This is a genomic window from Clostridium sp. AM43-3BH, from assembly GCF_003479985.1.
Classification (GTDB): domain Bacteria; phylum Bacillota; class Clostridia; order Lachnospirales; family Lachnospiraceae; genus Otoolea; species Otoolea fessa.
In genome coordinates, this window is the sequence record NZ_QUIH01000012.1 from 19,502 (window position 1) to 44,423 (window position 24,922).

General features: G+C 52.3%; 25 protein-coding genes and 2 pseudogenes. All 27 read right to left on the reverse strand.

Features of this window, described 5'->3' with window-relative positions; all coding sequences use genetic code 11:
• Positions 1-44: 44 nt before the first annotated feature.
• Positions 45-2,312: a VirB4-like conjugal transfer ATPase, CD1110 family gene (locus DW931_RS15235; RefSeq protein WP_107001296.1), complete on the reverse strand. Its 2,268-nt coding sequence runs from the start codon at positions 2,310-2,312 to the stop codon at positions 45-47.
• 79 nt (positions 2,313-2,391) lie between these two features.
• Positions 2,392-2,778 carry a PrgI family protein gene (locus tag DW931_RS15240; RefSeq protein WP_016306500.1) on the reverse strand — a complete coding sequence of 129 codons (387 nt, stop codon included), beginning with the start codon at positions 2,776-2,778 and terminating at the stop codon, positions 2,392-2,394.
• 44 nt (positions 2,779-2,822) lie between these two features.
• On the reverse strand, positions 2,823-3,476 hold the full coding sequence (locus DW931_RS15245; protein ID WP_107001178.1) for a hypothetical protein: 654 nt from the start codon (positions 3,474-3,476) through the stop codon (positions 2,823-2,825).
• A gap of 9 nt (positions 3,477-3,485) precedes the next feature.
• Positions 3,486-3,908, reverse strand: a complete 423-nt coding sequence (locus DW931_RS15250) for a SpoVG family protein (protein ID WP_227589684.1) — start codon at positions 3,906-3,908, stop codon at positions 3,486-3,488.
• Positions 3,909-3,950: 42 nt separating this feature from the next.
• The gene (locus tag DW931_RS15255; RefSeq protein ID WP_107001180.1) at positions 3,951-4,490 is read right to left on the reverse strand and encodes an MT-A70 family methyltransferase; all 540 of its coding nucleotides are present in this window, start codon (positions 4,488-4,490) and stop codon (positions 3,951-3,953) included.
• Between the two features lie 41 nt (positions 4,491-4,531).
• Entirely contained in the window at positions 4,532-5,398 is an 867-nt protein-coding gene (locus tag DW931_RS15260) for a VirB6/TrbL-like conjugal transfer protein, CD1112 family (RefSeq protein ID WP_009901636.1), read from the reverse strand.
• A gap of 39 nt (positions 5,399-5,437) precedes the next feature.
• Positions 5,438-5,530: pseudogene (locus DW931_RS16515) on the reverse strand (Maff2 family protein); the annotation flags it as partial.
• Positions 5,531-5,620: 90 nt separating this feature from the next.
• Complete coding sequence (locus DW931_RS15270; RefSeq protein WP_002569232.1) at positions 5,621-7,231, reverse strand: recombinase family protein; 1,611 nt, start codon at positions 7,229-7,231, stop codon at positions 5,621-5,623.
• 111 nt (positions 7,232-7,342) lie between these two features.
• Positions 7,343-7,531: a transposon-encoded TnpW family protein gene (locus tag DW931_RS15275; RefSeq protein ID WP_002569233.1), complete on the reverse strand. Its 189-nt coding sequence runs from the start codon at positions 7,529-7,531 to the stop codon at positions 7,343-7,345.
• Positions 7,528-8,382 carry an ATP-binding protein gene (locus DW931_RS15280; RefSeq protein ID WP_002569234.1) on the reverse strand — a complete coding sequence of 285 codons (855 nt, stop codon included), beginning with the start codon at positions 8,380-8,382 and terminating at the stop codon, positions 7,528-7,530. Before DW931_RS15280 ends, DW931_RS15275 begins: the two co-directional genes overlap by 4 nt.
• Positions 8,379-9,128, reverse strand: coding sequence for a phage replisome organizer N-terminal domain-containing protein (locus DW931_RS15285; protein ID WP_002569235.1), 750 nt, complete (start codon positions 9,126-9,128; stop codon positions 8,379-8,381). Before DW931_RS15285 ends, DW931_RS15280 begins: the two co-directional genes overlap by 4 nt.
• Positions 9,118-9,330 carry a hypothetical protein gene (locus DW931_RS15290; RefSeq protein ID WP_002569236.1) on the reverse strand — a complete coding sequence of 71 codons (213 nt, stop codon included), beginning with the start codon at positions 9,328-9,330 and terminating at the stop codon, positions 9,118-9,120. The genes DW931_RS15285 and DW931_RS15290 overlap by 11 nt, the downstream gene beginning before the upstream one ends.
• Before the next feature lie 185 nt (positions 9,331-9,515).
• Entirely contained in the window at positions 9,516-11,138 is a 1,623-nt protein-coding gene (locus tag DW931_RS15300; protein ID WP_002569237.1) for a relaxase/mobilization nuclease domain-containing protein, read from the reverse strand.
• Positions 11,110-11,508, reverse strand: coding sequence for a plasmid mobilization relaxosome protein MobC (locus DW931_RS15305; protein WP_002569238.1), 399 nt, complete (start codon positions 11,506-11,508; stop codon positions 11,110-11,112). Before DW931_RS15305 ends, DW931_RS15300 begins: the two co-directional genes overlap by 29 nt.
• A gap of 624 nt (positions 11,509-12,132) precedes the next feature.
• Positions 12,133-12,336 (reverse strand): helix-turn-helix domain-containing protein, encoded by a 204-nt coding sequence (locus DW931_RS15310; RefSeq protein WP_003505336.1) that lies wholly within the window; start codon positions 12,334-12,336, stop codon positions 12,133-12,135.
• Positions 12,326-12,772 carry a sigma-70 family RNA polymerase sigma factor gene (locus DW931_RS15315; protein WP_003505338.1) on the reverse strand — a complete coding sequence of 149 codons (447 nt, stop codon included), beginning with the start codon at positions 12,770-12,772 and terminating at the stop codon, positions 12,326-12,328. The genes DW931_RS15310 and DW931_RS15315 overlap by 11 nt, the downstream gene beginning before the upstream one ends.
• Before the next feature lie 204 nt (positions 12,773-12,976).
• Complete coding sequence (locus tag DW931_RS15320) at positions 12,977-13,744, reverse strand: class I SAM-dependent methyltransferase (RefSeq protein WP_003505400.1); 768 nt, start codon at positions 13,742-13,744, stop codon at positions 12,977-12,979.
• Positions 13,745-13,957: 213 nt separating this feature from the next.
• Positions 13,958-14,413 carry an XRE family transcriptional regulator gene (locus tag DW931_RS15325; RefSeq protein ID WP_001071126.1) on the reverse strand — a complete coding sequence of 152 codons (456 nt, stop codon included), beginning with the start codon at positions 14,411-14,413 and terminating at the stop codon, positions 13,958-13,960.
• An 81-nt stretch (positions 14,414-14,494) separates the two neighbouring features.
• A complete protein-coding gene (tet(W), locus tag DW931_RS15330) occupies positions 14,495-16,414 on the reverse strand; it encodes a tetracycline resistance ribosomal protection protein Tet(W) (RefSeq protein ID WP_000691721.1) in 1,920 nt (639 codons plus the stop codon).
• Between the two features lie 679 nt (positions 16,415-17,093).
• Positions 17,094-17,222, reverse strand: a pseudogene (locus DW931_RS15340) (Maff2 family protein); the annotation flags it as partial.
• An 89-nt stretch (positions 17,223-17,311) separates the two neighbouring features.
• Positions 17,312-19,135: a VirD4-like conjugal transfer protein, CD1115 family gene (locus tag DW931_RS15345; protein WP_107001181.1), complete on the reverse strand. Its 1,824-nt coding sequence runs from the start codon at positions 19,133-19,135 to the stop codon at positions 17,312-17,314.
• Positions 19,132-19,602 (reverse strand): PcfB family protein, encoded by a 471-nt coding sequence (locus tag DW931_RS15350; protein WP_107001182.1) that lies wholly within the window; start codon positions 19,600-19,602, stop codon positions 19,132-19,134. Before DW931_RS15350 ends, DW931_RS15345 begins: the two co-directional genes overlap by 4 nt.
• A gap of 91 nt (positions 19,603-19,693) precedes the next feature.
• Positions 19,694-20,743 (reverse strand): hypothetical protein, encoded by a 1,050-nt coding sequence (locus tag DW931_RS15355; protein WP_107001183.1) that lies wholly within the window; start codon positions 20,741-20,743, stop codon positions 19,694-19,696.
• A 14-nt stretch (positions 20,744-20,757) separates the two neighbouring features.
• Entirely contained in the window at positions 20,758-21,471 is a 714-nt protein-coding gene (locus DW931_RS15360; RefSeq protein WP_107001184.1) for an antirestriction protein ArdA, read from the reverse strand.
• A 4-nt stretch (positions 21,472-21,475) separates the two neighbouring features.
• The gene (locus DW931_RS15365; protein WP_107001185.1) at positions 21,476-22,561 is read right to left on the reverse strand and encodes a DNA cytosine methyltransferase; all 1,086 of its coding nucleotides are present in this window, start codon (positions 22,559-22,561) and stop codon (positions 21,476-21,478) included.
• Positions 22,548-22,904, reverse strand: a complete 357-nt coding sequence (locus tag DW931_RS15370) for a hypothetical protein (RefSeq protein ID WP_009901612.1) — start codon at positions 22,902-22,904, stop codon at positions 22,548-22,550. The genes DW931_RS15365 and DW931_RS15370 overlap by 14 nt, the downstream gene beginning before the upstream one ends.
• 309 nt (positions 22,905-23,213) lie before the next feature.
• Positions 23,214-24,593, reverse strand: a complete 1,380-nt coding sequence (locus DW931_RS15375; RefSeq protein ID WP_107001186.1) for a ParB/RepB/Spo0J family partition protein — start codon at positions 24,591-24,593, stop codon at positions 23,214-23,216.
• Positions 24,594-24,922 lie beyond the last annotated feature (329 nt).

Genomic DNA, 24,922 nt, shown 5'->3' on the forward strand with positions numbered 1-24,922 from the left:
TATCCCTCCTTTCCAAACCTCGGGCCAGCATGGCCCGAAGTGTGTTATGCCCGGTTCATTTCCTGTTTTTTGTCCTCCGGGCGGGTGGTCATAATGGCGTACAGCTCGGTGTTCTGCGGGAAGCGGTCAACAAACGGGATGGTGGTGTTCCCGAAGAACAGCAGCCCTTCGCCGGAATTGGTATGGGTCACATAGGAAAGCTGGTGGGGGCTGATCCCAAGCTGTTTGGCTAAAATCTGCCGGTCCCCCTGTGCCTGCGAGAGCAGCACAAGGAAGTCCGAGTTTTCAAAGATGTTCTCGATCTCCGGGCTTGCCAGAAAATCCTTTACGTTCTGCGTTAAAGCACTCGGAACGCACCCTTTTTTCCGCAGCATTTTCCAGATCGCTACACAATAGCTTGCCGTCAGACGGTCACGGAGCAGCACATGAAATTCGTCAAAGTAGCACCATGTAGCGATACCGCGGAGGAAATTCATGGACACCTGCGAGTTTACCAAGTCCTGCATAATGAGCATGGCAATCGTCCGAAGCCCGGCTCCCAGCTTTTTTAAGTCAAGGCATACCAGACGGCGGTTTAAGTCCACGTTGGTTTCATGGTTGAACACGTTAAGGGAACCGGACACATAGATTTCAAGAGCCGTCGCCAGCCGCACCGCCTCGCCCTCCGGCTGGGAACAGAGCAGGTCATACAGGGTTTGGAGGGTCGGCATTTTGCTTGTTTCCGGGTCCTGCAAGTGTTCCCGGTACATCTGGCGCACACAGCGGTCAATGACGGTACGCTCCACCGGCTGCAAGCCGTCCTTGCCGCCAACGATCAGCTCCATCAGCGACAGGATAAAGTCGGCTTTCAGCGCCATCGGGTTTTCCTCGTCGAAGCTCAAATCAATGTCCATCGGATTGATGTGGTGGGGGCTGTCCGGGGCGATCTCGATGACCTGTCCGCCCAGCCGCCTGATAAGGGGCGAATATTCGCCCATCGGGTCCACCACGATAATGCGGTCTTTTGTGGCAAGGAACACATTCACAAGCTCCCGCTTTGCGGCAAAGGATTTGCCGGAGCCAGGCACGCCGAGGAACAGGCCGTTGGGGTTTTTGAGCTTTTTCCGGTTCGCCATGATGACGTTATGGGAAAGTGCGTTGAGCCCGTAATAGACGGCTTCGCCATCCATGCGGAGCTCCTGCGTCATAAAGGGAACGAAAATGGCCGTGGAGCTGGTCGTCATGCCGCGCTTGATCTCAATGCCGTTATGGCCCAGCGGAAGGCTGGAAAGAAAACCGTCCTCCTGCTGGAAGTCCAGCCGCTTCAAGGTGCAGTTGTATTTCTGGACGATACCGGACACCGTGAACAGGTCATTGTCCAGCTCCCGGCGGGTCGGAGCCATGTTTACCACAAGGAAGGTCAGCAGGAACATTCTTTCATTCCGGCTCTGTAAATCTTCCAGAAGGGTCTTTGCGTCGTTGCTGTATGTTACGAGGTCGGGCGGAAGTATGTCCATGTCGTACCCTGACCGGGCTGCCTTCTTTTGTTCCTCCACCTTCATCTTGTCAATGTCGGAGACTTTGGCCTTGATGGATTTTACGGCGGCGGCCTGATCAACGGTCTGGATATGGAGGGTGATGGTCATTTCCGCATCCATTTCCAAAAGCTCCGCCAGCAGCTTGTCCGAGAGCTCCGAGGCCAAAATCTGCAAGTAGGAGGCAGCGCCCCAAGTCGTCCCCACCCGGAACAGTCGGCTGAAACGAAAATCGAAACTGTCCGGGGCGATAAAGTCTTTGGTGGAAAGCCCGGTTTTGGGGATCATATCCCATGAAAACCGGAAGGGGGAGCCGCTGCCGGGGTGGAGCTGCCCGTGAAGAAGCTCCAGCCGTTCCAGCCCTGAAAGGGAGCGGCACTTGACGCCCAGCTTTTTGAAGTTCCCGCAAATGTCCGCCTCTACACGTTCCAGCCTTGCCCTGGCGGTGGAAAGGTCGTCCACGTTCACGCCGAAGGTCAGGAGCTTTGTGCGGACAATGCCGTTGTTGCTTTTGGCGATCTGGTTTTCCAGCATTTCCACATACTCACACCGGACGCTGTTGTAATCGTCATCCTGCATGGGGATGTTCACGCTGTACCGGCTGCCCGGGCGGCTTCGGTGGTTGAGGAAGGAAAGCTGGAACGGAAGGCTGCTGTCAAAGTAGTTGAGGCAGGCGCTCCACCCGTCAAAGATGGCCGCCTGATCTTCGGACTGTGCGAGCTGGTAGTTGATGTCCTCGTATTCAATGGTTTTGGTGTAATAGCGGTCCGTTACCCGGCACACCCCATCCCGGTACATTTCCCGGTAAGGGAGGGTCTGCTGGGCGGTGGTGGGAATGTTCTTTCCCTTTGTGAACAGGCCGGTAAGGCCCTGCTTTTCAGGCTTTCTGCCTGCGGGCTTTCCGGCCCTTCTGCTGTTTTGCAATCGGCTGCGCCTCCTTTCTGGCGCTAAGCAGCGCATAGAAGTTTTCGGTTTTGTAAGGCCGCACCCGGGGATAGAGGAACCGGGTGCGGATGATGTTTTTCAGCACTTTTTCCAATGGCAGGCCGTCCCGCTCATACATAGCCAGAAAGAAGAACGGGAGCATGAGGCCGATCATTAGGAACATGGCGGCGCTGTTCCCGATACTGTCACGGGAAAGCAGGTAGGCCGGGAGCCCCACCGCCGCTGCGCCGGAAAAACAAACAAGCTGGCGCTTCGTCAGATTGAAGGCCAGCTTTGTCTTAATTTTGGAAAGGTCTTTTGGTACTGGCACATAGGCCATTTGGGTACACCTCCTTTACTGCTTCGGGCCAGCATGGCCCGAGGTCATCTTGCGGCCTCTTTGGCCGGGGCTGTACTGCGGGCGGCTTCGGCGGCCTTACGTCCGCTCTGCCTTGCCCGCCAGTATTCGGGATTATACTGCCGGATGGACTGGTTGAGGTTTTCTTCAAACTGCCCTTTGTCCTTAATGCGGTCAGGTATGTTCCACAGCTTTTTGTCCAACAGTTCCCGGAGCACCACACTTTCCTGCGCGTCCTCCTCATAGCAGATATAGCCCTTATCCTTGAAGCCGCACTTTTTCGCTGCTGGGGAGAGGACGGCGGCTACCTCGTTTGCCACCATCGTTCCGCCGTGGCTGGCGGTAGATACCAGAAACACCCCTGGACAGAGGGTTTCACAGCTCTGCACATCACCCCACGGGGAACTTTTCGGCGCATGGAACATTCCGCCCGTCCGGCTCCGGTCCGCCTGCATGAGCGCCGCCTTTTCCAATATGGCGCGAAGTTCCGGGGAAAAGTAGGCGTATTCCCGCAGGACACGGGCGGCCTCCCCGCCGCAGGCGTTCATCAACAGGGTATAGGCATCGCTGTCCGCTTTGGTACAGCGGCCCAGCAGTTTTCCGTCGTAATAGCAGGCCGCGTCATAGCCCGTCCGTTTGCGTGGCATGGTTCCCGCCTCCTTTCTGCTTCGGGCCAGCATGGCCCGAGGTCAACGCTCTGCGCTGCGGCTGGGCTTTTCCTTCGGAGGCCGTTCTGCCTTTGCCTGTTCGGCAGCCGCTTTTCCGGCTTTGAGCTGGTCGCTGATGGATGCACGCCCCACAGAGCCACGCTCCGCCATCTGTTCCAGCTTTGCCTCATAGGCTTGCAGAACAGCGGTGTTGAGCTGTTCCCGGAACTCCTTTGTGACAGGGTAGGCCATATCCCGGTAGCCGCCTTTGCCGTCTGGCTGGCTGGGCATCCCAAGAAAGAGCCCCTTGCTGCCCTGTACGATTTTCAGATTTTCCACCACAAAGCAGTCATTGAATTTCACGCTGGCAAAGCCCATGAGGTTTTTCACAGGTTCGATGACCCGCACGCTTACATCCAGCTTTATAGGGGCAGCTGGTGTTCCGCCCGCATTTTTTTCCTGCATGGATTTCTCCTTTCCGCTTCGGGTCAGCATGACCCGAAGCTGTTACAAGTTTACAGTGCTTTCAACTTCGTTTCCCCACACGTCCCATCCGGGCTTTTTTTCTCTGGCGAACAATTCCACTCGTGGTATATCGCCCATCAGTTCTACAATTTTCCGCCTGGCCTCGTCCGGCTTTTTACTGTGGCGCTCTATCGGGGAAACAATAAGCTGGTGAACACCGGTAGACTTACGCTTCGGATGTCCTTTTACTGCTAAAAGACAAATTTCTGCATTGCCTCTGGTCCAATACCCCAGACCGTAAAACCATGAGTAGGAGCGCCGGTTCCTCTTTATCCATACAAAAGCCACAGAACGATAAGAAAAGCCCCATGCTTTAATGACCTTTAAGGCTTCCGGCAGTTGTGGGAATGTTGCCCACAGAAACAAAACGCTGTCTTTTGCAGCCAAGTCGGCCACTGGAAGGGAACAAATTTCTTCAATACTCATAGTGGGATAATGAAGCTCTGCTGATCCCTGCCTGTTTTTCTGCTCATACCGCCACGGTGGATCTGCATAGATTATCGAAAATTTTTCTTTCGGCATGATCCTCCTTTCCGCTTCGGGTCAGCATGGCCCGAAGTCTCTTAATGGCAGCCGAAGATGGATTTTGCAAGACTGCCTGTTTTGAATAAGGTAAAACACAGCAGCACCGTATATCCCACGCAGCCCCAGATCGCCCCGATGGGGTCGCCGTCGGTGGCGATACTCTGGATCAGCACCGCATAGATTGCGACACAGACTAAGATCAACAGACCTTGAAAGCCCACCGCAAAGAGGGAGCGGAAATAGTTCTGCCCCATGTGTCCGGTTTCCCTGTTGGGGACTGTGGCAAACGGGATAGGCGCTAAACTTGTGAGTAAATAGATTTCAGTCATACGGCCATATACGATGACGAAGATCACGATATTTAAGGCAATCATGGTAAGCTGGATCAGGAAGGATTGTAGCCAGAGTCCGAACAGAGGACCCAACTCCATCGCTTCAAGTTCTGTCCGTAGACTGTCCAGCACATCCGGCGTGATCTCTGTCCCGTTCTGGATAATGCCCGCTGACTGCTGTATCACATGCTGGCTCACATCAAAGACCGCCAGCACGATATTGAAGGTATTCGTCAGGATCATCACAGCCACAAAGGTTTTGAACACCCACTTAAAAAACATCCATGTGTCAACTTCATGGAGGTTGTTGCGTTCTATGAGCATCTGTATCAGCTCATAGGTCATTACAAAAGTGAGGATGACCCCGGCGATTGGCAGGATGGCAGTTTCAGAGATCTGTCGTATCATGGAAAAGACCCCGGCGTTCCAGTCCGCCGGGGTCGTGCCGACCTGTGTGGCGATCTCGCCAACGCTCTGATTGACGTTATCGAAAAGGCCGTCCAGATTTCCCATGATACCATCGACGAGCAGACCTTTCAGCCATTCAACGATTGCGTCGATGATAAAGTCCATACATCAGCTCCTTCTGGAAAAAGGGACAACGGGTGACACTTAGCTGAACAGACCGGACAGCAGAGGGATAAGCTGAAGGCCGATCAGAACGACACCGCCGCCAGCCATGAGCTGCTTAATGCCCTGTGATTTTACTGATGTGCGATAAAGAAGTAATAGAAGTGTAAAAAATTTTGCCGTTCCTATCCGGCACTTGCGCATTGTGTCGGATAGGTCGGGCGGTTATTCGGGCAAGTCCACCTTGCCAACAAAAGAATAATAAATCTCAATGTCCTGTCTGCGGGTCTTGTTCTCGTCATAGCTGCACTCATGCACAACGATTTTCTCTACAAACTCCCGCAGCAGAGTAGGGGTAAGTTCTTCAAAGCTGGTATGCCGCCGGACAACATTCATAAACTTTTCTGCGTTCACGGTGGCTTCCTGTGCTTTGGAAAGCTCCGCTTGAATAGCAGCGGCTCTTTCTTTCAGCTCCCGTTGCTCTGCTTCATAGTCTGCCGACAGCTCTGTGAAACGCTCGTCTGATATGCGCCCGGTCACGCTGTCCTCATACAGCCGCTTGAAGATAGCGGATAACTCGGCTATGCGTTTCTCGGAGGCTTCCAGTTCCTTTTTCTTGGCGGCGTTCCTGCGTTTGCCCCCGTCCTCGTTCTGCTCAATCAAGAGTTTCATAAACCGGGCTTCATGCTTTGCCGCATAGCTGGTCACTTTCCGCAGATTGGAGAGTACACCAGCGGTCAAGAGGTCGGTGCGGATAAAGTGCGCCGTACAGTCATGGGTGCGTTTCTTGTAGTTGCCGCAGATATAACAGTCCTGCTTGCGCTTGTCCGTCTGGTATCGCTGCTGATACATCACGCTGCCGCAGTCCGCACAGAACAGTATGCCGGAGAACAAACCCACTTCATCATAGCGGTTTGGGCGTTTGCGCTGTTTGCGAAGCTCCTGCACCCGTTCCCATGTTTGGGTGTCTATGATAGGCTCGTGGTGGTTCTCGAAAATCACTTGCTTTTCCGGGGGATTTTCTACACTGTGCTTGACTTTGTAAGAAAGTTTTTCTGTCTTGAAATTTACCAGACAGCCTGTGTATTCCCGGTTTTCAAGGATATGCACTACGGTATTGGTCGCCCACTTGCACTCATAGCCGGGGTGGTAGCGGCGGGTGCTGCCCGTCCTGCGGTATTCAAGCGTTCCCGGCGTGGGGATTTGCTGCTCTGTGAGCATACGGGCTATCTTGGTCGGACCATTCCCGGCAAGACAGAGGTTGTATATCTGCTTGACTACGGGTGCAGCTTCCTCGTCAATAATGAAATTTTCATCCTCGTCCATGAGGTAGCCATACACAGGCTTGCTTGTGATGGGCTTGCCATTCATGCCTTTTGAGCGTTTTACTGCTTTGATTTTCTTGCTCGTATCTCTCACCAGCCATTCGTTAAAGATATTCCGCAGCGGGGCAAAGTCATTGTCGCCCTGTGCGCTGTCCACTCCGTCATTGATAGCGATGAAGCGGACACCTTTCTGTGGGAAAATCATTTCCGTGTACATTCCCACTTGCAGGTAGTTTCGCCCTAACCTCGACATATCCTTTACGATAACTGTCCCGACTTTTCCGGCTTCAATGTCCGCAAGCATGGCTTGAAAACCGGGTCTTTGAAAGTTCGCACCAGAATAACCGTCGTCCGTGTACCAGCGCAGATTGGAAAAGCCGTTCTGCTTTGCATAGGTTTCAAGGATACGCTTCTGATTGGAAATGGAATTGCTTTCGCCTTGCAGCTCGTCCTCATGGGATAGTCTTGGGTAAAGGGCGGTAATTGGTTGTTGGTTGGTCTGTCTTAACATAAAATCCTCCGTTTCCGACAGCCAGCCCCACTATTCCGTACCTTGATTGTACCACATGGGGCGGCTGTCTGTATAGCGGCAAAAGCGTCAAATCTGCTTCTTTATGGTCGGTCAAATCGCCGTTTTTTGTGTAGCAGCTTCCGCTTCCAGCACTTTCATCATCTTGTCGGCTGCGGTGTCGGTTGCGCCCTGCTTGAAGAAGCCGGAAACGGTAAGGACGGAGTTGCCCATGCGGATTTCCGTCACACAGTCCGGGCGGCGGTCTGTTTTGGTGGTGCTTGTCTGTTTCGTTTCTGTCATAGGCTCTCCTTTCGCTGCTTCATCAGTTGCTTTAAGCGTTCCAGCTTTTCCTGTGCGGTTTCCTTTCGGAAGTTGCTGCCCGTGAAGCGGACGGGGGCGCACATGGAAGTCAGCCTGTCATAGATACGGGCGTGGGGCGTGTCCTGCGGGTGCTGCAATTCCTCCAGCGTGAGGTTGGTCGTGGCGATCAGCGGCTTGCCGCTTCGGTAACGGCTGTCAATCACGCTGTAAACCTGTTCCAGCCCGTATTCTGTTCCTCGCTCCATACCGAAATCATCAAGTATCAGCAGAGGGTAGCTGCAAAGGCGGGAAATATATTCGTTCCTGCCCTCAAAGCTGGCGGCAAGGTCACCCAGTATCGTTGCAAAGTTTGTCATGCAGACGGCAACCTCTTTTTCCATAAGGGCGTTGGCGATACAGGCGGCAAGGTAGCTTTTTCCCGTCCCCACGCCGCCCCAAAACAGGTAGCCGATATTTTCAGCCTGCATGGTTTCCCAGCTCTCCACATAAAAGCGGGCGGTTTCGGTCTGCGGGTTTCTGCCGTTGTCATGCTCAAATGTCCAGTTCCGCATAGCAGGGTCGGTAAAGCCCCGGCGTTTCAAGTCCTCCACTTTTTCAAGGTGCTTCTGTCGGCTTTCGGCGGCTTGCTGCTTTTCACGGGCTGCCCGCTGGCAGTCGCACTCTGCCGGGTGGCGGTCACGCCCGAAACAAGTCTTTCCCTCTGCAAAATAGGCTTCTTTGGGCGTATGGCACTTACCGCAGTATAAAAGCCCGTCCTCGCCTGTGTAGTCCTCCGCTTCGGCGGTAGTGGCTGTAATGTCCGTAATCATAGCTTCAATTCCGTTTTTCATAAGCTCTCGCCCTCCTTGCATGAATAATCGGGTATGCCCTGTTTCGGGGCAGCCTTGCCTTTGGCAGCGTCCTCCTGCGCCCACTTGTAAATGGTGGCTGCATGGCTGTGGTACTGTTTCCCGGTGGAAGCGATATGGCAGGAAAGCCGGTCAATATAATACTCCCACTTGTCGGGCAACTCTGTTTTTAGCCCGGAAAGCTCTGTATCGGTCAGTATCACATTGTTGTATCTGCCATAAGCGGCGGGGGCGGGGTGTCCCGTTTCTCCCTCTCTCTCTTTTTCTATCTCTATCTCTTTCTCTAACTCTATCTCTATCTCTGGTGGACGAATGTCGGACAAATGTCCGCCTTTTGTCCGGGGCGGTAAAAGTGCCTTGTTTTCCAGTCTTGCAGCCCGTTTCCGCTCGGCTTCGGTAGAGGACTGTCCTATCATCAGCTCAATGTCGGTCATATAGAAAGCCCCGCTGTCAAGCTGCTCCACAAGCCCCAACTGCCGGAAAATCTCTAAAGCCCTCTCAACCGTCCCTATCTGGTGGCGGGTCAGTGTCGCTATCATCTGCGCTGTGTAGGGGATATGCTCGTCAAGCTGCAATTTCCCGCCGTTTTTCAGCGATTTTAAGTACAGCTTCAAGAGGATATTGGAGTATAAAATCCCGTCTTTCATATCTTCCAGCAGCACAATGGAGTCGCTGTCAAAAAAGTTCTCTTTCAGCTTGAGGTAGTAATACTTGCGGTTATCTGCCATTGTCCCTGTCCTCCTTTTTCCGGCGTTTGGAGTAGTAGTGGGGGCAGAGTATGATAACCGCCCGGAAGCTCTGCTTGCAGCTATGGGTACAGCCCCGGCAGAGGTCATTGTATGTGATACGATCGCAGGTGGAATTCCCGACTTTCACTTGCCGCAGGAAAAAAGACCATTCCAGCCGCCGTTTCTTGCTCATTCTTGGCATGGGTGCGCTCCTTTCTGCCGTTTCCGCTGGTGTGGCGGTATCGGCGGTAATTCTGTATCATCTCGGTATCATTTTCGGGTTTTTTCTGCCCTATAAGCCCGTTAAAAAATCCTTTGGTATTTGCGGATAGGGTACGGGGCAGCCCCCTTGTTCTGTATAGGTTCGGGTACATTTTGGGGCGGTTTTTATCGTTCCTGTTCCTGCCTTTTCACAGGCTTGCGCTCCCGGTGTAAAATCTGGTCGATATTGCCCTTGACAGTCTGTAAGCGGCGGTATTCCTCCCGTTTTGCCCGGTAATCGTTGTAGCCGCTGTTTTTCTCTTGGATAAGGGTTTCAATCTCTGCTTGCAGGGCTTTATAGCTCGGCAGCTTGGAAATGCCGTTTTCCCTGAAATAGCGGGCGGCTGCGTCTGCTATGATAAAGTCGCTTTCGTACTTCTGACGGTAGGCTGCTTTTGCTTTGGCGTTTTTCTGCTGTTTCAGCCCGTCCCGGACAGGGCGGGTCTTGGAATAGGCAAGCACCTGCCGTTGCAGCTCCTTTTTCCCGTTCAGCGTCTTTTCCATCTGCTTCAGCTCTGTAAGGCTTTCCCGCATGGCGGTATAGGCGGCAGAACAGGCTTCGTCCAGTTCCTCCGGGGAAGAAAAGCCGTACTGCTGATAGGCGGTAACGGTAGCTGCCATTTGCTTTAGGTTGTGCTTTGCCGCCCAGCGGTCATAGCCCACGCCCTTGCCCTCGGCTCGCTTGGCTTCCCGGTCAACCATGCGCTGCAAGGTGTTGTCTGCCGGGGTGGTTTTTGTGGTTTTTTCCCCTTGTGACAGCTTTTTAACCGCGGCAGGGTATTCGAGTATGGCTTTGCTCTGTTCGGCGGCTCTGTGGGCGTTCTGCGTAAGCAGGACAAGGACAGCAGCCTTGTCAAAATCGTCCCCCAGCTTCCGGGCTGTGATAGGCTTTGTCCTGTCCGGCGTGAGGTAGGAAAGCCGCCCCCGGCTCTCCTTGACGGTCACACCCTCCCGCAGCAAAAGGGAAGAAAATTCGTCAAAGCTGCCAGCTTGGGAAAGTGCCTGCCGTATCGTCCGGCGCAGCTTCGCCTTGTCCGTTTCAAACTTGGTGGGCTTGGTCGGCTGTCCTGCGGCTTCTCTGACAGCGTTCTCTTTATCAAGGGCAAGCTGTCCTTTCTTTGCCGCCCAGTATTCCCGTTCGGTTATCCGTTCCTTGCTGCCGCTTAGGAGGTCGATTTGGTAAAGCCCCTCCCGGTGGCACATCTCCATGACTTCACTCTTGAAATATTCCATAGCGGCGTTGGTGCAGCGGTGCTTGCAGCCCTCCCGTGTGTCGGCTGGTCTGTCCATGTAGGGCAGAAGCGGGACTTCATAAATCCGCAGGGAGTTGATGACGATATGCACATGGATATTGCCGCTGTGGTTATGCCCGTCCGGGTGGGTGCAGACTAAGGCTTGGTGTCCGGGGAAATGCTCTTTACAGAACTGCTCGCCCAGCTCCTGCGCCCGGTCTACGGTCAAGCCGTTGTCTGTCCCGTCCCGTGGGTCAAAGCTGATGATATAGTGGTGGCTTTTCACATCTTCCCGTTTTTGGTTTTTCTCATAGCGGAGATTAGCCCGCATACAGGCAACAGCGAAATCCTCGCCCCCACAGTTGAGGGAAGAAATGCGGTAATCCTCCCTCGGTATCAGCCGCCCGTTTTCATCAAGGGTGGGCTTCATGGTAAACTCGTCATGCTCAAATGTGAGATAGGCTTCCGCTGCGCCATAGTCCGCATTTTTAGAGCTGATATGTTTGAATGTTGCCAACAGCGTCACCCACTTTCTGCAAGACTTCAAACTTTAGGGCAGCAAGGTCGGAAACCGCCGCCCGTACCTCCCCGGCAAGCTGCGGGTAGGGGCTGTGCCACTCGTTCAGCGTCCGGGCTATCTGGTTTAAGTTGCCGCCGATCCTGCCGTATTCGGCGGTCAGCTTCCCGACAGCGGCAAGCAACTCGTCATTGACGGGGGAAACGGTTATGATGGGGCGTATGGCTGCCCCGGTTATGGCTTGCCGGATAAACTCGGCTTGGCTCATGTTGTAAGCAGAAAGCCTTTCCGCAAACTCGGCGTATTCTTCCTCGGTCATGCGTGTCTTGACTACCCGGCTGCGGTGCGGCGTGTTATATCGTTTTCGCATGGTAAAACCTCCTTCGGCTGTGCGTGGTGTCCTCTCACTAATAGGAGAAAAACAGGGTGTAAAGCGGAACTGTTTTTGAAAAATCCGAAAAATTATTTTGAGGGATTTTCCAGCGGCGTAAGCCGCATAAGCAGGGTTTGGGGAAGGCACTCCCCAACAAGATTCCCGCAGGGGCAAAATGAGCGATAAGCGAATTTTGGTACTGCGGTAGAATCTTGCTCTGAAAAACTCCGGCGTTCCCCGGCTTCCGTACTTTCCGCTAACAAGACGTTTCAAAAGGGCTTTGCTACCCGCTATTCCGGCATATCTTGAAAATTTTCCTTTCACTACCTACAACACCACGCAAAGCAAAATGGACGGAGATTTTTAGAATTTCCCCTTATTCCCTACAACACCACGCAAGCCGAAAAAGGCGGACAATGGCAGTATTTTTTTCTTTGATACCCTCCACGGATAAGTAAGGGATTTTGCCAACTGCGGCGGCAATTTTCCCTTTTGTTTTTTCATACTGGGGATTTTCAAAAATGCCAAACAGGAACGAAAAAAAGCAGCAAATCTGTTGAATAGATTTACTGCTTTCTGGTTGCCGGCGAAGCGGCGGTTATTCAGTTGTAGGCGGTAGGGCTATCTCCCAAAGCGGAACTTGAAAATAGCTGTGAGAAGCGTCTGGGTGATGTAGTCCTCTGTATCTTGGTCTACCCGTCCATTCACACGGGCGGCACATTGTATGCGGCGGCGGTAATACTGCAATACAGTTCCCACCGCTTCCGGCTCCCCGCTGGTGGCTTGGACGATTGTTTCATAGGGGAGAAGCCTATTATTTCTCATATGCCATTCCCTCCATTTCCGCTTGGAGCTGCCGTAGGACTTTTCGGATATGGTAGCCCGCTGTGCTGCGGCTGCGCCCGTACTGTCTGCCAATTTCGTGCTGTGGAATACGCTTGAAAAAGGACAGGTAAATCATTTCCCGCTCCCGTTCGTCCAGCCGTGACAGGGCTTCCGCAAGTAAGCCGCTGCTGAAAATGACCGTATCGCCGCAAAGGGTAAGTATGTATTCCTCGTCCGGCTCCGGGGCTTGGAAATATTCATCTGTCGTGCCTAAAGGGTAGTGCTTTTCGTCTGTGAGGTATTCAAGGGATATTTCTCTTTTGTGCTTCCTGCTCCGTGTCCTCGCTGCGTTGATCGTTGCATTTCGGATAACGACTTTGCAAAAGGCATGGAAAGTGTACTCGATATGTTCCCGATATTCTTCTGTACAGGTCATGGAAAATCCCCCTTTCCTCCCAAAAGGGCTGTGGCTGGTTAGTAGTTGCTTTTTATGATAGTAAGGGGCGGCAGCACTTTAGGCTGTCGCTCCTTGACTGCCTAACTGCAAAACCGGGCGGGGCTGTCAACGGCGGGCGAAGCCCGTTCATCTTGACCGTTGACTGGCTCGGCCAGGTTTGCTATTTATCCGGCAAACTTGAATTTATTTTAAGCTATCACGTTTTACCTTTTTAAGCCTTACTATCATTACCATAGGAATTTCTTTGTTGTTTTTGAAACATTCTTCATAAAATCCATCAATGACAAATCCAGCTCTAAAACAAAGGTTAAAAATATCTTGTATGGAACGATGATAATAAATCTGCTCCTCCGGTTGCCCTTCAATCGCTATACCATAGTAACTGTGCGGTGTCATATATTTTTCAGTCAACGTGATAAAACAAGGGTGTTGCGTTGCAAAGACAAAAATTCCGCTTTCCTCCAACAGTTCATAAACAGCCATAAGAAGTGGTTCAATATCCGTAATATCCATAATTGCCATATTAGAAACTGCTTTCGTAAAGGCTCGATTTCTTTTTAATTCTAATATACTTTCTCTATTGGTCGCATCCGCTACACAAAATTCAATTTGTTTTGCATATTGTGATTGCCGTCTTTTAGCCAATTCTATCATTTTTTTGCTGTAATCAAAAGCGACAATCGAAGCGCCTCTTTGTGCAAGATACGAAGAATAATTTCCATTGCCACACGCAATATCCAAAATGTAATCCGCAGGATTAGGAGATAGAAGTTCCGTTACTTTGGGACGCACTACCTCTCTGTGAAATTCATTAGATTTGTCACCCATTGCATTATCCCAAAATTGTGCGTTTTTCTCCCAGATTTTTTTACTTTCCTCTGTTCCCATGTTCTCTCCCACTCCCAAAATTTGCCTTTTTGCTTCCATTAAATCTTCCTTACTATATTCCATTGTTACCCTCCATAACTTCTGATTGTTGCCGTCTTGACTATTATGTATCTTTTCTTTCCAAAATGGTATAGGCTTTTATTTTTATAATGCTGCAAAACTTTTCTTCTGTAAGGTATTCAAAGGATATTTCCCTTTGCCGCCGCTATTGGAAAGCCAAAAGCAGCGGCTTTTTTACGCGATATGACCGAAAAGTCTAGAAAGCAGGATATGTCATCATTTGTCATTTCTTCTCAATGTAATAACTGCATGGCATATCAAGCCAAATACAAGAGAAAAACAGCCACCGCCAAATAGTGATGCTCCCCACCCTGCACCCGACATTGTCATAAAACCGCCAACAAAGAAAATACCAATGCCAAGAAATATCCCGACACCATAAAAAAGTCCAATTGCCATATCGTACTTATTAAATTGTCGTTTCTCCTTTTTTTCATATGTTTCCATCTTTGTTATTACCTCCTTCGCAAAATCGTCCATGTTGACTCCAAAAAGAAAGCAAATTTTTTTCAACATATTTAAATCGGGTTCATTAACATCTCTCTCCCAATTCGATAGTGCCTGCCGGGTAACATTCAATTCCCCGGCTAGTTCTTCCTGTGTCATTCCCAATTGTGTTCGCAGATGACGTATTTGCTTTCCTGTTGTAATATTCGTCTGTTCCTGGTTCAAAATAGTTTCTCCTCTCTGATACTGATTTTATCAATGATATTTCGCAATAGCCAGCAATGAACGCTTGCATTGCGCAAGACGTTACATTATCTTCTGAAACATATAGCGCACCTTGTCCAGGCGGCTGTTTGGACGGCGGGGCTGGATGACTGGCTTGCCGACAGCGGCCTGATACCCTTTCAGTTCTGTAAGGCATACGCTCTGCCCGTTGGTGTAAAAGGCCAGATCAGTACGGTATGCCTGTATACAGCGGGCGGGAATCTCGCCAGTAAAGACAACTTCATCCTTTTTTACCTGGACCGTTTCGATGGTGGCACAGTATTTCGGTGCATCATGATAAGCCCTGGAAAGATATTCCCGGGGCGCATAGAGGGTGAAGGAGAGATAAGGTTCCAGCAGTTGCGTCCCTGATTCCTTCAATGCCTGTTCCAATACAATCGGGGCCAATGAGCGGAAGTCCGCCGGCGTGCTGACCGGACTGTAATAAAGCCCGTATTCAAAGCAAATCTTACAGTCCGTTACGTTCCAGCCGAACAAGCCCTGCTCCAGCCCGTAACGGATACCATCCCTGACAGCGTTTTGAAAACTCTGGTTCAAGTATCCCAGCGAAACCCGGCTCTCGTATTGTACACCGGAGCCAAGCGGGAGTGGTGTAACAGACAGTCCGATGGATGCCCAAAACGGGTTGGGCGGCACCTCGATATGGATGGTGTGGCTGGCTGCTTTGAGCGGCCGCTCCATATAAATGACGGTGGGTTCCTTTACCACTGTTTCAAGCTTGTATTTTTCCGACAGCAAAGCGGAAACAACCTCCAACTGCACCCGGCCCAAAAAAGAAAGAATGATCTCATGGGTGATGGAATCCACCTCGCAGCGCAAAAGCGGGTCAGTATCCGCAAGTTGCGTAAGAGCGTCCAGCAGCCGTTCTCTTTGCGCTGCCGTTTTCGGCGCAATCGACGTCCGCAGCATGGGGAGGGGGTCCTCACGCCACCTTTTACGAGGGAGCCGGGTTGGGTCCCCTAATACATCGTTTAACCTCACGCTGTCGCTGGGAAGGATAACAATTTCACCCGGATAAGCGGTGTCTGTCCGAACAATTTCCCCTTTGGATGGAATACGCATCTCTGTGATTTTCAGCTTTTCTCTCCCGGCCAGGGCCACCGTATCCCGCAGGCGCAGCGTTCCGCTGTATAGCCGTAGATAGACACGCCGCTGGCCGCAATCTGTATACTCCACCTTGAAAACGCTGCCGCATAGGGCGGCGCTCCCCTGTTCCCCAATCGGTTGGAACAGCCCTGTCACCGCATCCATCAACGGTTGAATGCCAAGGCCCTTTTTGGCGCTGCCATAATAGACCGGGAACAGGGAGGCGTCTTGAACCCGCCGCTGTTCCTCCCGCACAAGTTTTTCCCGGCTGATTGGTTCTCCTGCGATATACTTTTCCAATAATTTATCGTTATTTTCGATGACCGCATCCCATGCTTCTATGTCGGTATTTTCCTCCAGGACTATTTCCGGGGACAGCGACACCGTCTGCTTGATGATAATATCGGCGGAGAGCTTATCCCGAACAGACTGAACCACGCTCTGCAAATCAACGCCAGCCTGGTCGATCTTGTTGATAAAGATAACGGTGGGAATGTTCATTTTCCGCAGGGCATGGAACAGAATACGGGTCTGGGCCTGCACGCCATCTTTAGCGGAGATCACCAAGATGGCCCCATCTAAAACAGCCAAAGAGCGGTACACCTCCGCCAAAAAATCCATGTGGCCGGGCGTATCCACAATGTTGACTTTACATCTGTGCCACTGGAAGGAAGTGACTGCCGCTTGAATGGTAATCCCACGCTGCCGCTCCAAAAACATGGTGTCCGTCCTCGTTGTCCCTTTTTCGACGCTCCCCGGTTCTGAAATGGCTCCGCTGGCATATAGCAGGCTCTCCGTCAAGGTCGTCTTTCCAGCGTCTACATGGGCAAGAATTCCAATATTGATTATTTTCATGTGATTGTCCTCCCTTTACTGCCCCGAAGGGCATAAAAATCCCCAGCAGTAAAATACTTTTACCACTGGGGATGATAATTTGCGGACATACACATATACAGCATACACCTGTTTGTGAGTGCTGTTTTTGGGGATATGTCAAAATTGATAAGGCAAAAGTATTCTTAAATTGGGTACAAAAAACTAAGCCCCTACAAAAGGGACTATCATAATCCTTTGTTCCCACTATTTGATTATAGTTTTATTTAAGAATACCTTGCCGCATATTTTTTACTCCTTTTCTGGAATTGAATTATTATATCACATCAGTTTAATTATTATATCACATCAGTTTTAGGAAAACAAGTATCTAAAAGAAATTTTTCTTCCCCTTATATGTAACAATCATACCGGCTTCCTAACGTTCAGAATGGTTTCTACTGTCTGCTGCGGTGTTTGGTTGGAATTGTCCAGCCAAAAGCCGATCCGTGGTGTTGTCTGCATTTTACTAAATACAAATTCAATGTATACAGAAAGAAATATATAAGGAGTGGGAGGGATTCCGCCGTAGTCGGCATTGTAGGAAAATCCAAAAGTTTAGATTTTCTCAAAATGCTTATCTTTTGGTCTTTGGTTCGGAATAGTGTAGTGCTGGCGGTCTATCTATTGTTTTCGGTTGCTTGCTTCTTTACCGTACATGAGCATTTGCCGCAGGGTTGTCCGACCCGTAACCTTCCAGAAGGTTGATGACACCCCACACCGCCAGACCGGCGCCAAGAGCCATGACCAGAATTTTAAGAATGTCGATTGCCTGATTGAAAAATTCCATATACGTTCCTCCATTTTGTTTGTTTGATGGTTTTGGGTACAAAAAAAGCCGCCCACATCGGCGGCGCTTCGGGTCATCATGGCCCGAAGTTACACGAACTCGTCGCTGTCCAGATCATCGAAGTTCAACAGGTCAGCTTCTTCGTCCGTGTCGGAGCCGTCCACTTCGTACACCGTGTATTCGTCCTCCGGCTTTAGTCTCAATGGCCGGTGGCGGAACAGGCTTTCCAAGCGGAAGGCGTTTTTCTTTTTATCAAATTCGGCTGTGTACTTGTAATTCGGGTGCTTTTTCAAGTCATACTTCGGGGACAGGAAGGGCGGGAGCCCCCGAAGCTGCAAGATACATTTATCCCCGGGCATGGTGGTGATCTCGCTGGTAGTCATCAGCTCCCGGCCAAGCCGCTGCATATTCTGGCTGTAACTTTCAGACTGCCCCCGGCTCCGGCCTTCGGTCTGCATGGAGATGGTGGCCTTGCCCAGCCAGTTTTCCGAAATATCCTTTAGGGTGGAAGCCTCCCGGCCTCCGAGGAACACGATACTGTCCATGTTGCCCATGATGGTTTCAGAATGGTCCTTGTACAATGCCTTGCACTGGCTCATAGCCTGATAAAAGAGTGTCAGGCTGATCTCACGGGAACGGATGACAGCCACAATTTTCTCCAGCCCCGGCACCTGCCCGGTGTTGGCAGCCTCGTCCCACAGCACCCGCACATGGTAGGGCAGACGCCCGCCATAGGTATTGTCAGCCCGTTCACACAGAAGGTTGAACATCTGCGAAAAAGCGAGGGCAACCAAAAAGTTGTAGGTGGTGTCCGTGTCGCTGATAAGGAAGAACAGCGCTGATTTTTCATCCCCCAGCTTATCAAGCTCCAGTTCGTCATAGGACATGATCTCCCGAAGCTGGGGAATGTCAAAGGGGGCAAGTCTGGCTCCGCAGCTAATCAGTATGCTTTTAGCTGTCTTGCCGCTGGCCAGCTTGTATTTCTTATACTGTCTCACAGCGAAGTGCTGGGGACTGCGGCGTTCCAGCCCATCGAACATATAGTCAACCGCATTTTTGAAGGTTTCGTCATCTTCCCGGACTTCCATGCTGTTTATCATTTCCACCAGCGTATTCATGTTGCGTTCTTCCTCCGGCCCCTCAAAGACGATATAGGCCACAAGGGCGCAGTACAAAAGGGTTTCGGCTTTTGTCCAGAACTCGTCGCCCTCCTTGCCATCGCCTTTGGTATTGGCAATCAGGGCGGTAACGAATTTCAAAACATCGCTTTCCGTCTTGATATAGGCCAGCGGATTGTAGTGCATGGATTTGGAGAAGTCGATACTGTTGAACACCCGCACCCTGTATTTTTCCCTTTGCAGGAACCGCCCGCACTGGTCGAGGGTGCCGCCCTTCGGGTCTACCACCACATACGAGGAATGGGCTTGAAGGAGCTGCGGGGTCAGCCAGAACCTTGTCTTTCCCGAGCCGGACGAGCCGATGACACAGGCGTTTAGGTTCCGGGCATTGGCAGGTACCTTCGGACGGGTGTTCATGGTAAGGAACTCCGTCCCGGTTAAAATGACATTGTTCTGAAATTTAGGGTCTACAAACGGCTTTATATCCTCCTTTGTTCCAAAGCGGGCGGTGCCGTACTCCGCATCCCGCCGGAATTTTTTTGCCTTCCTGATCTTTGACTGTATCAGCAGATACATCCCAGCCGCACCGGCAAGGCCCACCAGCAGGTCAATACCGCCCAGCCCCGGCCAGTAGGTTTCAAAGGCTTTCGGGAAGGTGTCGAGCATCCCCATGAGCTTTGTCCCGAAGTCTGTGCCGGGTGCAGTCCGGTAGGCCGTCCCGATTTTGGAAAAAAACCAGAACACAAAGAGGTACGGCAGGTTGGGGAGCACATATTTTCTGATCTTGTCACTCAACGTCCGTCCTTCACCGCCTCTCTGGTCCGCTGCTTCTCCTTTGCCTGCGTCCTGATCTGCTCCGTGAATTTCCGAAGCTGGCCGAGGATAGAAGGCTTGTCCTGCTCTTTGTCCAGCACCTTTGCACTGTACTTCTGGAAGGCCGCCGTGATAGCGTCCGCCTGATTGGCTTTGAAAAACAGCAGGTAATGGCCGGGGCTCACTTTATGGAAAGCGTAGTCCACATGGAACTCCTTCGCGATCCGGTCAAAATCCTTCGGGGCTCCCACATAGGGCATGGCGCTTTTGCCGCCATAGTGGTTCATCAGCTTTTTCACACTCTGGCGTCCCTGTGGGGTCAGCGCCTTCCGGTGGTGCTTTTGCAGCGTCCGCACCACCTTCCCAAGAGCGGCAGCCAGCACTTTTCCCGTGAGCTTCGTTGTCCTGATCGAAAGGGCAACCGTTTTTTGGTTTACTTCTTCCTGCATAAAACCTCCTTTCCGTCGGGGTTCCCGCTATCCGGGAGGCCCCCGTACAATCTCGGCGAACAGAAAGCCTCGGGCCAATGTGGCCCGAGGCTTACCGCTCGGCATCCCTGCCGGACGGAGCTTTCTTTTCCGGCTCCGTCTGGACTTTTTCGCCCTGTTCCCGCATGGTCTGCAAGATAGAGGGCTTCTTTTGAAGCTGGGAGGGCTTTTCGCCGGACAGCGGCTTGATACATTCCAGCCGGTCAGCCGCCCGGATGGCGTTGTCCGTGAGCTGCCTCTGCCATGCACCCACGCTGGGAGCCCAACGAAAGCCGCTGCTTTTCAGCTCGGCCCGGGTGTCCGCGTCAGGCTTTCCGTCAAAGAACACCTGCAAGCGGTTGTCCTCCCGGTTCATTTCCACACGACCCCCATCGAACTCCCAGCCGGAAAATTCCTGCTGTGCCTGTTTGGAAAGCTGTTCGATACGGGCCTTTACCCGGCGGATCTCCGCGTTGTTGTTGGTAAGCTGGTAGCTTTCAAAGGGCCTCGGGTCGCTCCGCCAGCTTGACGCCATGCTTGCTTTCAGCTTTTCGATCTGGTCCGGCGACAGCAGCGCACAGCCATCCAGTTTGCCATGCTTGCGGTAATAGGCGTTGACCTCCTTCATAATGAGCTGGGAGCGTTCCAGCCCGTCCAGCTTCTTCTGGAGCTTTTCAATCGCTGCCGGGTCATCGGCGCTGATCCCGCCCATGCCGGTACTGCGTATCTTATCCAGCAGCCCTTGAATATACTGCCATTCCTCCATGTTGCTGTCCCGGGCCCGGTTCTGTTTTTCCTTCTTCCCCACCGGGAAATTGGCAGGTCCGGCGATCATCACAGAGGGAACCCTTGCGTCAATGGCAAAGCCCTGGTTCATGTTTTCAGCCAGCTTTCGGGCATAGGTGTCTAACAAATGGTCGATCTTCTCATGGTACATGGGGGCCACCCGGGATTTCTGCTTTTCCGCTATGGCGGCGGCCTTGTCCACCATTGCCCGGTATTCCGCCGTTGCGCTCCCTTCCTTGTAGTCGGAAAAGCTGTTCATTTCCTTTGCCCGGCGGGCGGCTCCTTCATTGATAGGGTAATAGTTGATGGTATGCACCTCCTTCATGCTTCGGGCCATGCTGGCCCGAAGTCCTACCGTTCTTCATGGGAAGGCCCCGCCTTGTCCTTTTTCGGAGCGGGCGGGGCTTCTTGAAACCGTTTGAGTGCAACGAGAATGGAGTGGACAGGTTCGGCCTTTTCAGGATAGGCAAATATCCGGTGTTCCGGCGGAATGTCCTGCGGCCCGTGGTAATACTCCTTGAAGCCCTCCGGGACTGCCGACACATATCCACCGGGAGCGAATACGCCGCCCTCGTTGATACGCACATCCCGCCCGTATGCTTCATAATCGAAGTAGTTCTGAATGTGCTCCGGTATGTCGATGGTCCCAAGCTCGTCGGCGTAAAGGCGGCCCAGCCCTTCATCATCGGAAATATCCGGGTAAAAGCGGTAAAGGTCAAGGTTCTGCGTCAGGTTTATCAAATCCTTCACGCTCCGTGTGTGGTTTCCCAAGACAAGAGCGGCTTCAAAGGTTTCCAGTCCGCCCTTATCCCGTACTTCCAGCAGGGCGTGGCCCAGCTCGTTCAGCTCGTCGATGTTCTCACATTCGTAGAGATGATCGTAGAGCCCCAGCACATCGCTGTCAAAGCTGGTAAAGAACACTTCGCTGTACCGTTTCCCGTCTATCCCGATTTTGGCAAGGGCGGCCTGCAACTCCTGTGTCGTCGTGGGGAAATGTACCGTTGTCCCTACCTCAATCCCCATCAAGGGGTACAGGGCGGTGTTGGTTATATAGGCTTCAAACATGGGCTCATTCCTCCTTTCCGGCCCGGTCAGCCAGCACCTCATAGATCCCGGCCATAATGTAATCGGCGCAAGGGAGGGCAATCGCGTTCCCCAGCGCCTTGTAGCGTTGCAGAGGCCGGATCTCCACGCCGTCCGCCCCGTACTTTGTCCAGCCCTCTGGCAGCCCCATCAGCCGTTCGCTTTCCGTTTCCGTCAGAAAACGGATACAGCCGCCCTCCGGGTCGCCCTCATACCAGAAGGCGAAGGGCGTCACGTCACTGGCTAAAAGAGTGGGAAAAGGGTCAGTTGGTAATCCGAAGCTGTTTCGGAAGGCCGTTTCTTCCTGCCTTTTTGCCGCTCCCCGCATACGGAAGCACTGAAAGGGGTGGATGACTGGTATCTGCCGCCCTGTTTCAAAAGAAGCTGTTCGATCTCCTTCGGCGGCGGCCCGCCCGCCCTCTCCGCAAGGCGGAGGAAGTGGGAGCATTGGACGGGGCTTAAATAGTATGTCTGCGGCACGTCTGCCTCCAAAATCCGCCACGACGAAAATCCGCTGCCTTCGTGCCAGCCTTCGGGTGCCTGCCCAATACTGGGCGTCCATGAGCCGCCAGCACACATCAGGCGTTCCCCCTCGCACCATTCCGGCATTTCCCCATCTTCCCGAAGGAGGCATTGGAACTTCGGTGTCCGAGAAGGCGGATAGGACGGCTCTAAAGTCCATCCGGTCATTTGTAGAAAACGCTCCCATGACGTTTTCCCAAACAGCGATAGCTGGATATAGGTTATCAGTAGCATCCCTCATTTCCTGTATGATACGAAACGCCTGATAGAACAGGCTTGATTTTGCCCCGGCAAGGCCGGAGCGGTTGCCGATCAGAGAAAGGTTCTGACAGGGGGAACCGAAGGTTATCACATGGACCGGCGGGATTTTCCCGCCGTCCACCTTCGTAATATCTCCCAAATGCGCCATATCGGGAAAGTGCCTTTTGGTTATGGAGATGGGCGCTTTTTCAATCTCGCTGGCCCAGACCGGACGGATACCGCACCGGGAAGCAGCCAGAGGGAACACGCCGATCCCGTCGAAAAGGCTCCCCAGCTTAATGTCCGGCATGGCCCGGGGTGCCGTGTCCCTTCACGGCAAGCACCCCTTCCAGCGTTGTCGCCGCAATGCCCAGCCGTCCGGCAACCGCAATATCGTTTTTCACATCCTCGTCCACAACGCTGCCGCAGACGATCAGGGTATGAGAACGCCGCAGCATATCCCGGCGCATATCAATCCCGGCCTTATGTTCCTCGGGAACGCTGTCATTCAAAAACAGCGGCAGGTACAAGAGCGGGCAGATCGGGGAAAAGCCCGCCTCATAAGCAAGGCGGCAGTAGTGAGCCGCCAGCTCCATATCAACATCCGGCTCGCCGCTCCATGCGGCGGTCAGGTACGCTAAAGGTCGTTTCATTGGTTGAGCCTCCATTTCTGTTTTGGTTTAGGGAAAAGCAAGAGTTCGCCCAATCCCTCCGCCCCTTCCCCCGGGAAGGGGAACGGCTCTGGAGAATTTATATCCCCGTCGCTTGACCGGGAAAAAGCATAACCGGGAGAAATCCGTCAAGGGTGCCTCTGGCACCGCCTGCGGCGGCGCTGCCCTTGACTGATTTTCCCGGCTATGCTACGGAATAACTGGCGACGGGGAATCATTTATATCTCCAGAGCTTCGGGGCGCGGGGCAGAGCCCCGCAATCCTCGGGCCATGCTGACCCGAAGTTTTAGCTTACTTTTCCTGTTCGGTTTTCTTCTCCGGTTTTTCGTGTTCCTTCTGCTGACCCTTCCAGTCGTCCAGCAGCTTGATGATCTGGTCCTTCATTTCCCTCGGCGTAGTTTCCTTGCCGAAATACTTGCTCAGTTCCGCACCTGTCAAAATCACTTTGTCTACCTCCTTTTTGTCCTCCATCATAATGCCGTCGATCACATCCCCGTTGAGCAGCTTCTTTTCGTCCAGTTCCCGCATACGCTTTGCCTGCGCCTGTGAAGGCGAGGACTGCTGGCTGTCAATGGCAACGGCGATATAGTTCTGGTTCTTCTTGCCGATATAGGAAAGCTCCACCGCCGTAGTAAAGCCCAGTTTTTTTTCATCCATCAGCTTCATCAAGTCGGGAACCAGCTCATTGAGCCGGATATACCGCTGCACCTGTTTGACCGCCATCTTATTACGCTCGGCCACAATTTCGTTGGAGCGTTTTCCTGCGTCCTTCGGGTCAATCTGGCCCGAAGTGCGGGAGCCCTGGTGCTTGATAGCCTCAAGCTGCATTTTCAAGGCTTTGGCCCGCTCACTGGGGAGGATTTCTTCACGCTGGTTGAGATTATCCTCGACCATCTGCGTGATGGCTTCATCGTCTGTCAGGTTTCGGACGATACAGGGCATATCCGCATATCCGGCAAGCTCGCTGGCTTTCTGGCGGCGGTGGCCGGACACGATCTCATAGCCGCCATCCTCACGGGGACGGACGATAGCGGGCTGGGTCACGCCCTTGTCCTTAACGCTGGACACCATAGCCCGCATTTCTTCATCGTCCCGGACTTCAAAGGGATGGTTCTTGAAGGCGTGGAGTTCGTTCAGCTTGATATAGACGATCTGCTCCTTGCCCCGGCGTGGAGCATCCTTCGGTTTTTCGGGTTCCTTCGGAGCGGGAGCGGCCTGTACCGTTGGAGCCGTTTTTTTCTCCGGTTCCTTTTTGACCGCCTTTTCCGTTTTCTGTGCGGGAGCTTTGGATTTCGAGGCTGCGTCCTTGTCCTTATCTGCTTTCGGGGGACGGCCCCGGCGCTTCGGCTGTTCCGGCTCTTTGGGTTTTTCCTCTGCTTTTTTCGGAGCCTCCGGCTGCTTTTCCGGTTTCTCCGCTTTTGCCGGGTCAGGCTTTTCCACGCCGGGAGCTGCCGCTCGTTCCTCGGCTTTCTTTTCCTTCATAATTTCAGCGAAGTTATAGACAGAAACCTGTGGGGTCTTTACCTCTGGTTCCGTCTTTTTTTCCGGCTCCGGGGAAACGGAAACCTTCTCCGACTCTTTTGGGGGATTAGGCGGTGTTTCCTTGCCCGGCCCGCTATCCGTTACCGGCTGTTCCGGCGTTTTTGTGGTTTTATCATCTGCCATAAGCATTTACCTCCTGTTTTTTGGCATGAAAAAAGGGGCTCAACTTTTCAGTCAAGCCCCCGTGGGAAGTTCCTCCTTTCTCCGCCATGATACAAAAATACCGCCCGTAGTCTCGTTTGGGCGGTACTTTGTGTAAGATTGGCAGTCCATTATTAAGTTTTTTATTATGTTCCCTTTGTACACCGTTGCAAATAATCTATTGGTATAATATAATTGGAAGTTTATATGAAAAAGAGGTGAGAATAATCAAAATTCTATTTTGGAACATATATAATAAAAATCTAATTAGTCCACTAATTGATATGATAAAGGAAAATCAATTAGATATAGTTTCT

Excerpts from the sequence above, each read along its gene's own strand:
- DW931_RS15270 (WP_002569232.1), bottom strand. The coding sequence starts at position 7,231 with ATGTTAAGACAGACCAACCAACAACCAATTACCGCCCTTTACCCAAGA.
- DW931_RS15250 (WP_227589684.1), bottom strand. The coding sequence starts at position 3,908 with ATGCAGGAAAAAAATGCGGGCGGAACACCAGCTGCCCCTATAAAGCTG.
- DW931_RS15255 (WP_107001180.1), bottom strand. The coding sequence starts at position 4,490 with ATGCCGAAAGAAAAATTTTCGATAATCTATGCAGATCCACCGTGGCGG.
- DW931_RS15235 (WP_107001296.1), bottom strand. The coding sequence starts at position 2,312 with ATGTACCGGGATGGGGTGTGCCGGGTAACGGACCGCTATTACACCAAA.
- DW931_RS15365 (WP_107001185.1), bottom strand. The coding sequence starts at position 22,561 with ATGCCGGACATTAAGCTGGGGAGCCTTTTCGACGGGATCGGCGTGTTC.
- DW931_RS15375 (WP_107001186.1), bottom strand. The coding sequence starts at position 24,593 with ATGCTTATGGCAGATGATAAAACCACAAAAACGCCGGAACAGCCGGTA.
- DW931_RS15260 (WP_009901636.1), bottom strand. The coding sequence starts at position 5,398 with ATGGACTTTATCATCGACGCAATCGTTGAATGGCTGAAAGGTCTGCTC.
- DW931_RS15280 (WP_002569234.1), bottom strand. The coding sequence starts at position 8,382 with ATGAAAAACGGAATTGAAGCTATGATTACGGACATTACAGCCACTACC.
- DW931_RS15320 (WP_003505400.1), bottom strand. The coding sequence starts at position 13,744 with ATGGAATATAGTAAGGAAGATTTAATGGAAGCAAAAAGGCAAATTTTG.
- DW931_RS15360 (WP_107001184.1), bottom strand. The coding sequence starts at position 21,471 with ATGTTTGAAGCCTATATAACCAACACCGCCCTGTACCCCTTGATGGGG.
- DW931_RS15290 (WP_002569236.1), bottom strand. The coding sequence starts at position 9,330 with ATGCCAAGAATGAGCAAGAAACGGCGGCTGGAATGGTCTTTTTTCCTG.
- DW931_RS15245 (WP_107001178.1), bottom strand. The coding sequence starts at position 3,476 with ATGCTGGCCCGAAGCAGAAAGGAGGCGGGAACCATGCCACGCAAACGG.
- DW931_RS15350 (WP_107001182.1), bottom strand. The coding sequence starts at position 19,602 with ATGCAGGAAGAAGTAAACCAAAAAACGGTTGCCCTTTCGATCAGGACA.
- DW931_RS15315 (WP_003505338.1), bottom strand. The coding sequence starts at position 12,772 with ATGACCTGTACAGAAGAATATCGGGAACATATCGAGTACACTTTCCAT.
- DW931_RS15310 (WP_003505336.1), bottom strand. The coding sequence starts at position 12,336 with ATGAGAAATAATAGGCTTCTCCCCTATGAAACAATCGTCCAAGCCACC.
- DW931_RS15305 (WP_002569238.1), bottom strand. The coding sequence starts at position 11,508 with ATGCGAAAACGATATAACACGCCGCACCGCAGCCGGGTAGTCAAGACA.
- DW931_RS15285 (WP_002569235.1), bottom strand. The coding sequence starts at position 9,128 with ATGGCAGATAACCGCAAGTATTACTACCTCAAGCTGAAAGAGAACTTT.
- DW931_RS15355 (WP_107001183.1), bottom strand. The coding sequence starts at position 20,743 with ATGGCCCGAAGCATGAAGGAGGTGCATACCATCAACTATTACCCTATC.
- DW931_RS15240 (WP_016306500.1), bottom strand. The coding sequence starts at position 2,778 with ATGGCCTATGTGCCAGTACCAAAAGACCTTTCCAAAATTAAGACAAAG.
- DW931_RS15275 (WP_002569233.1), bottom strand. The coding sequence starts at position 7,531 with ATGACAGAAACGAAACAGACAAGCACCACCAAAACAGACCGCCGCCCG.
- DW931_RS15370 (WP_009901612.1), bottom strand. The coding sequence starts at position 22,904 with ATGAAACGACCTTTAGCGTACCTGACCGCCGCATGGAGCGGCGAGCCG.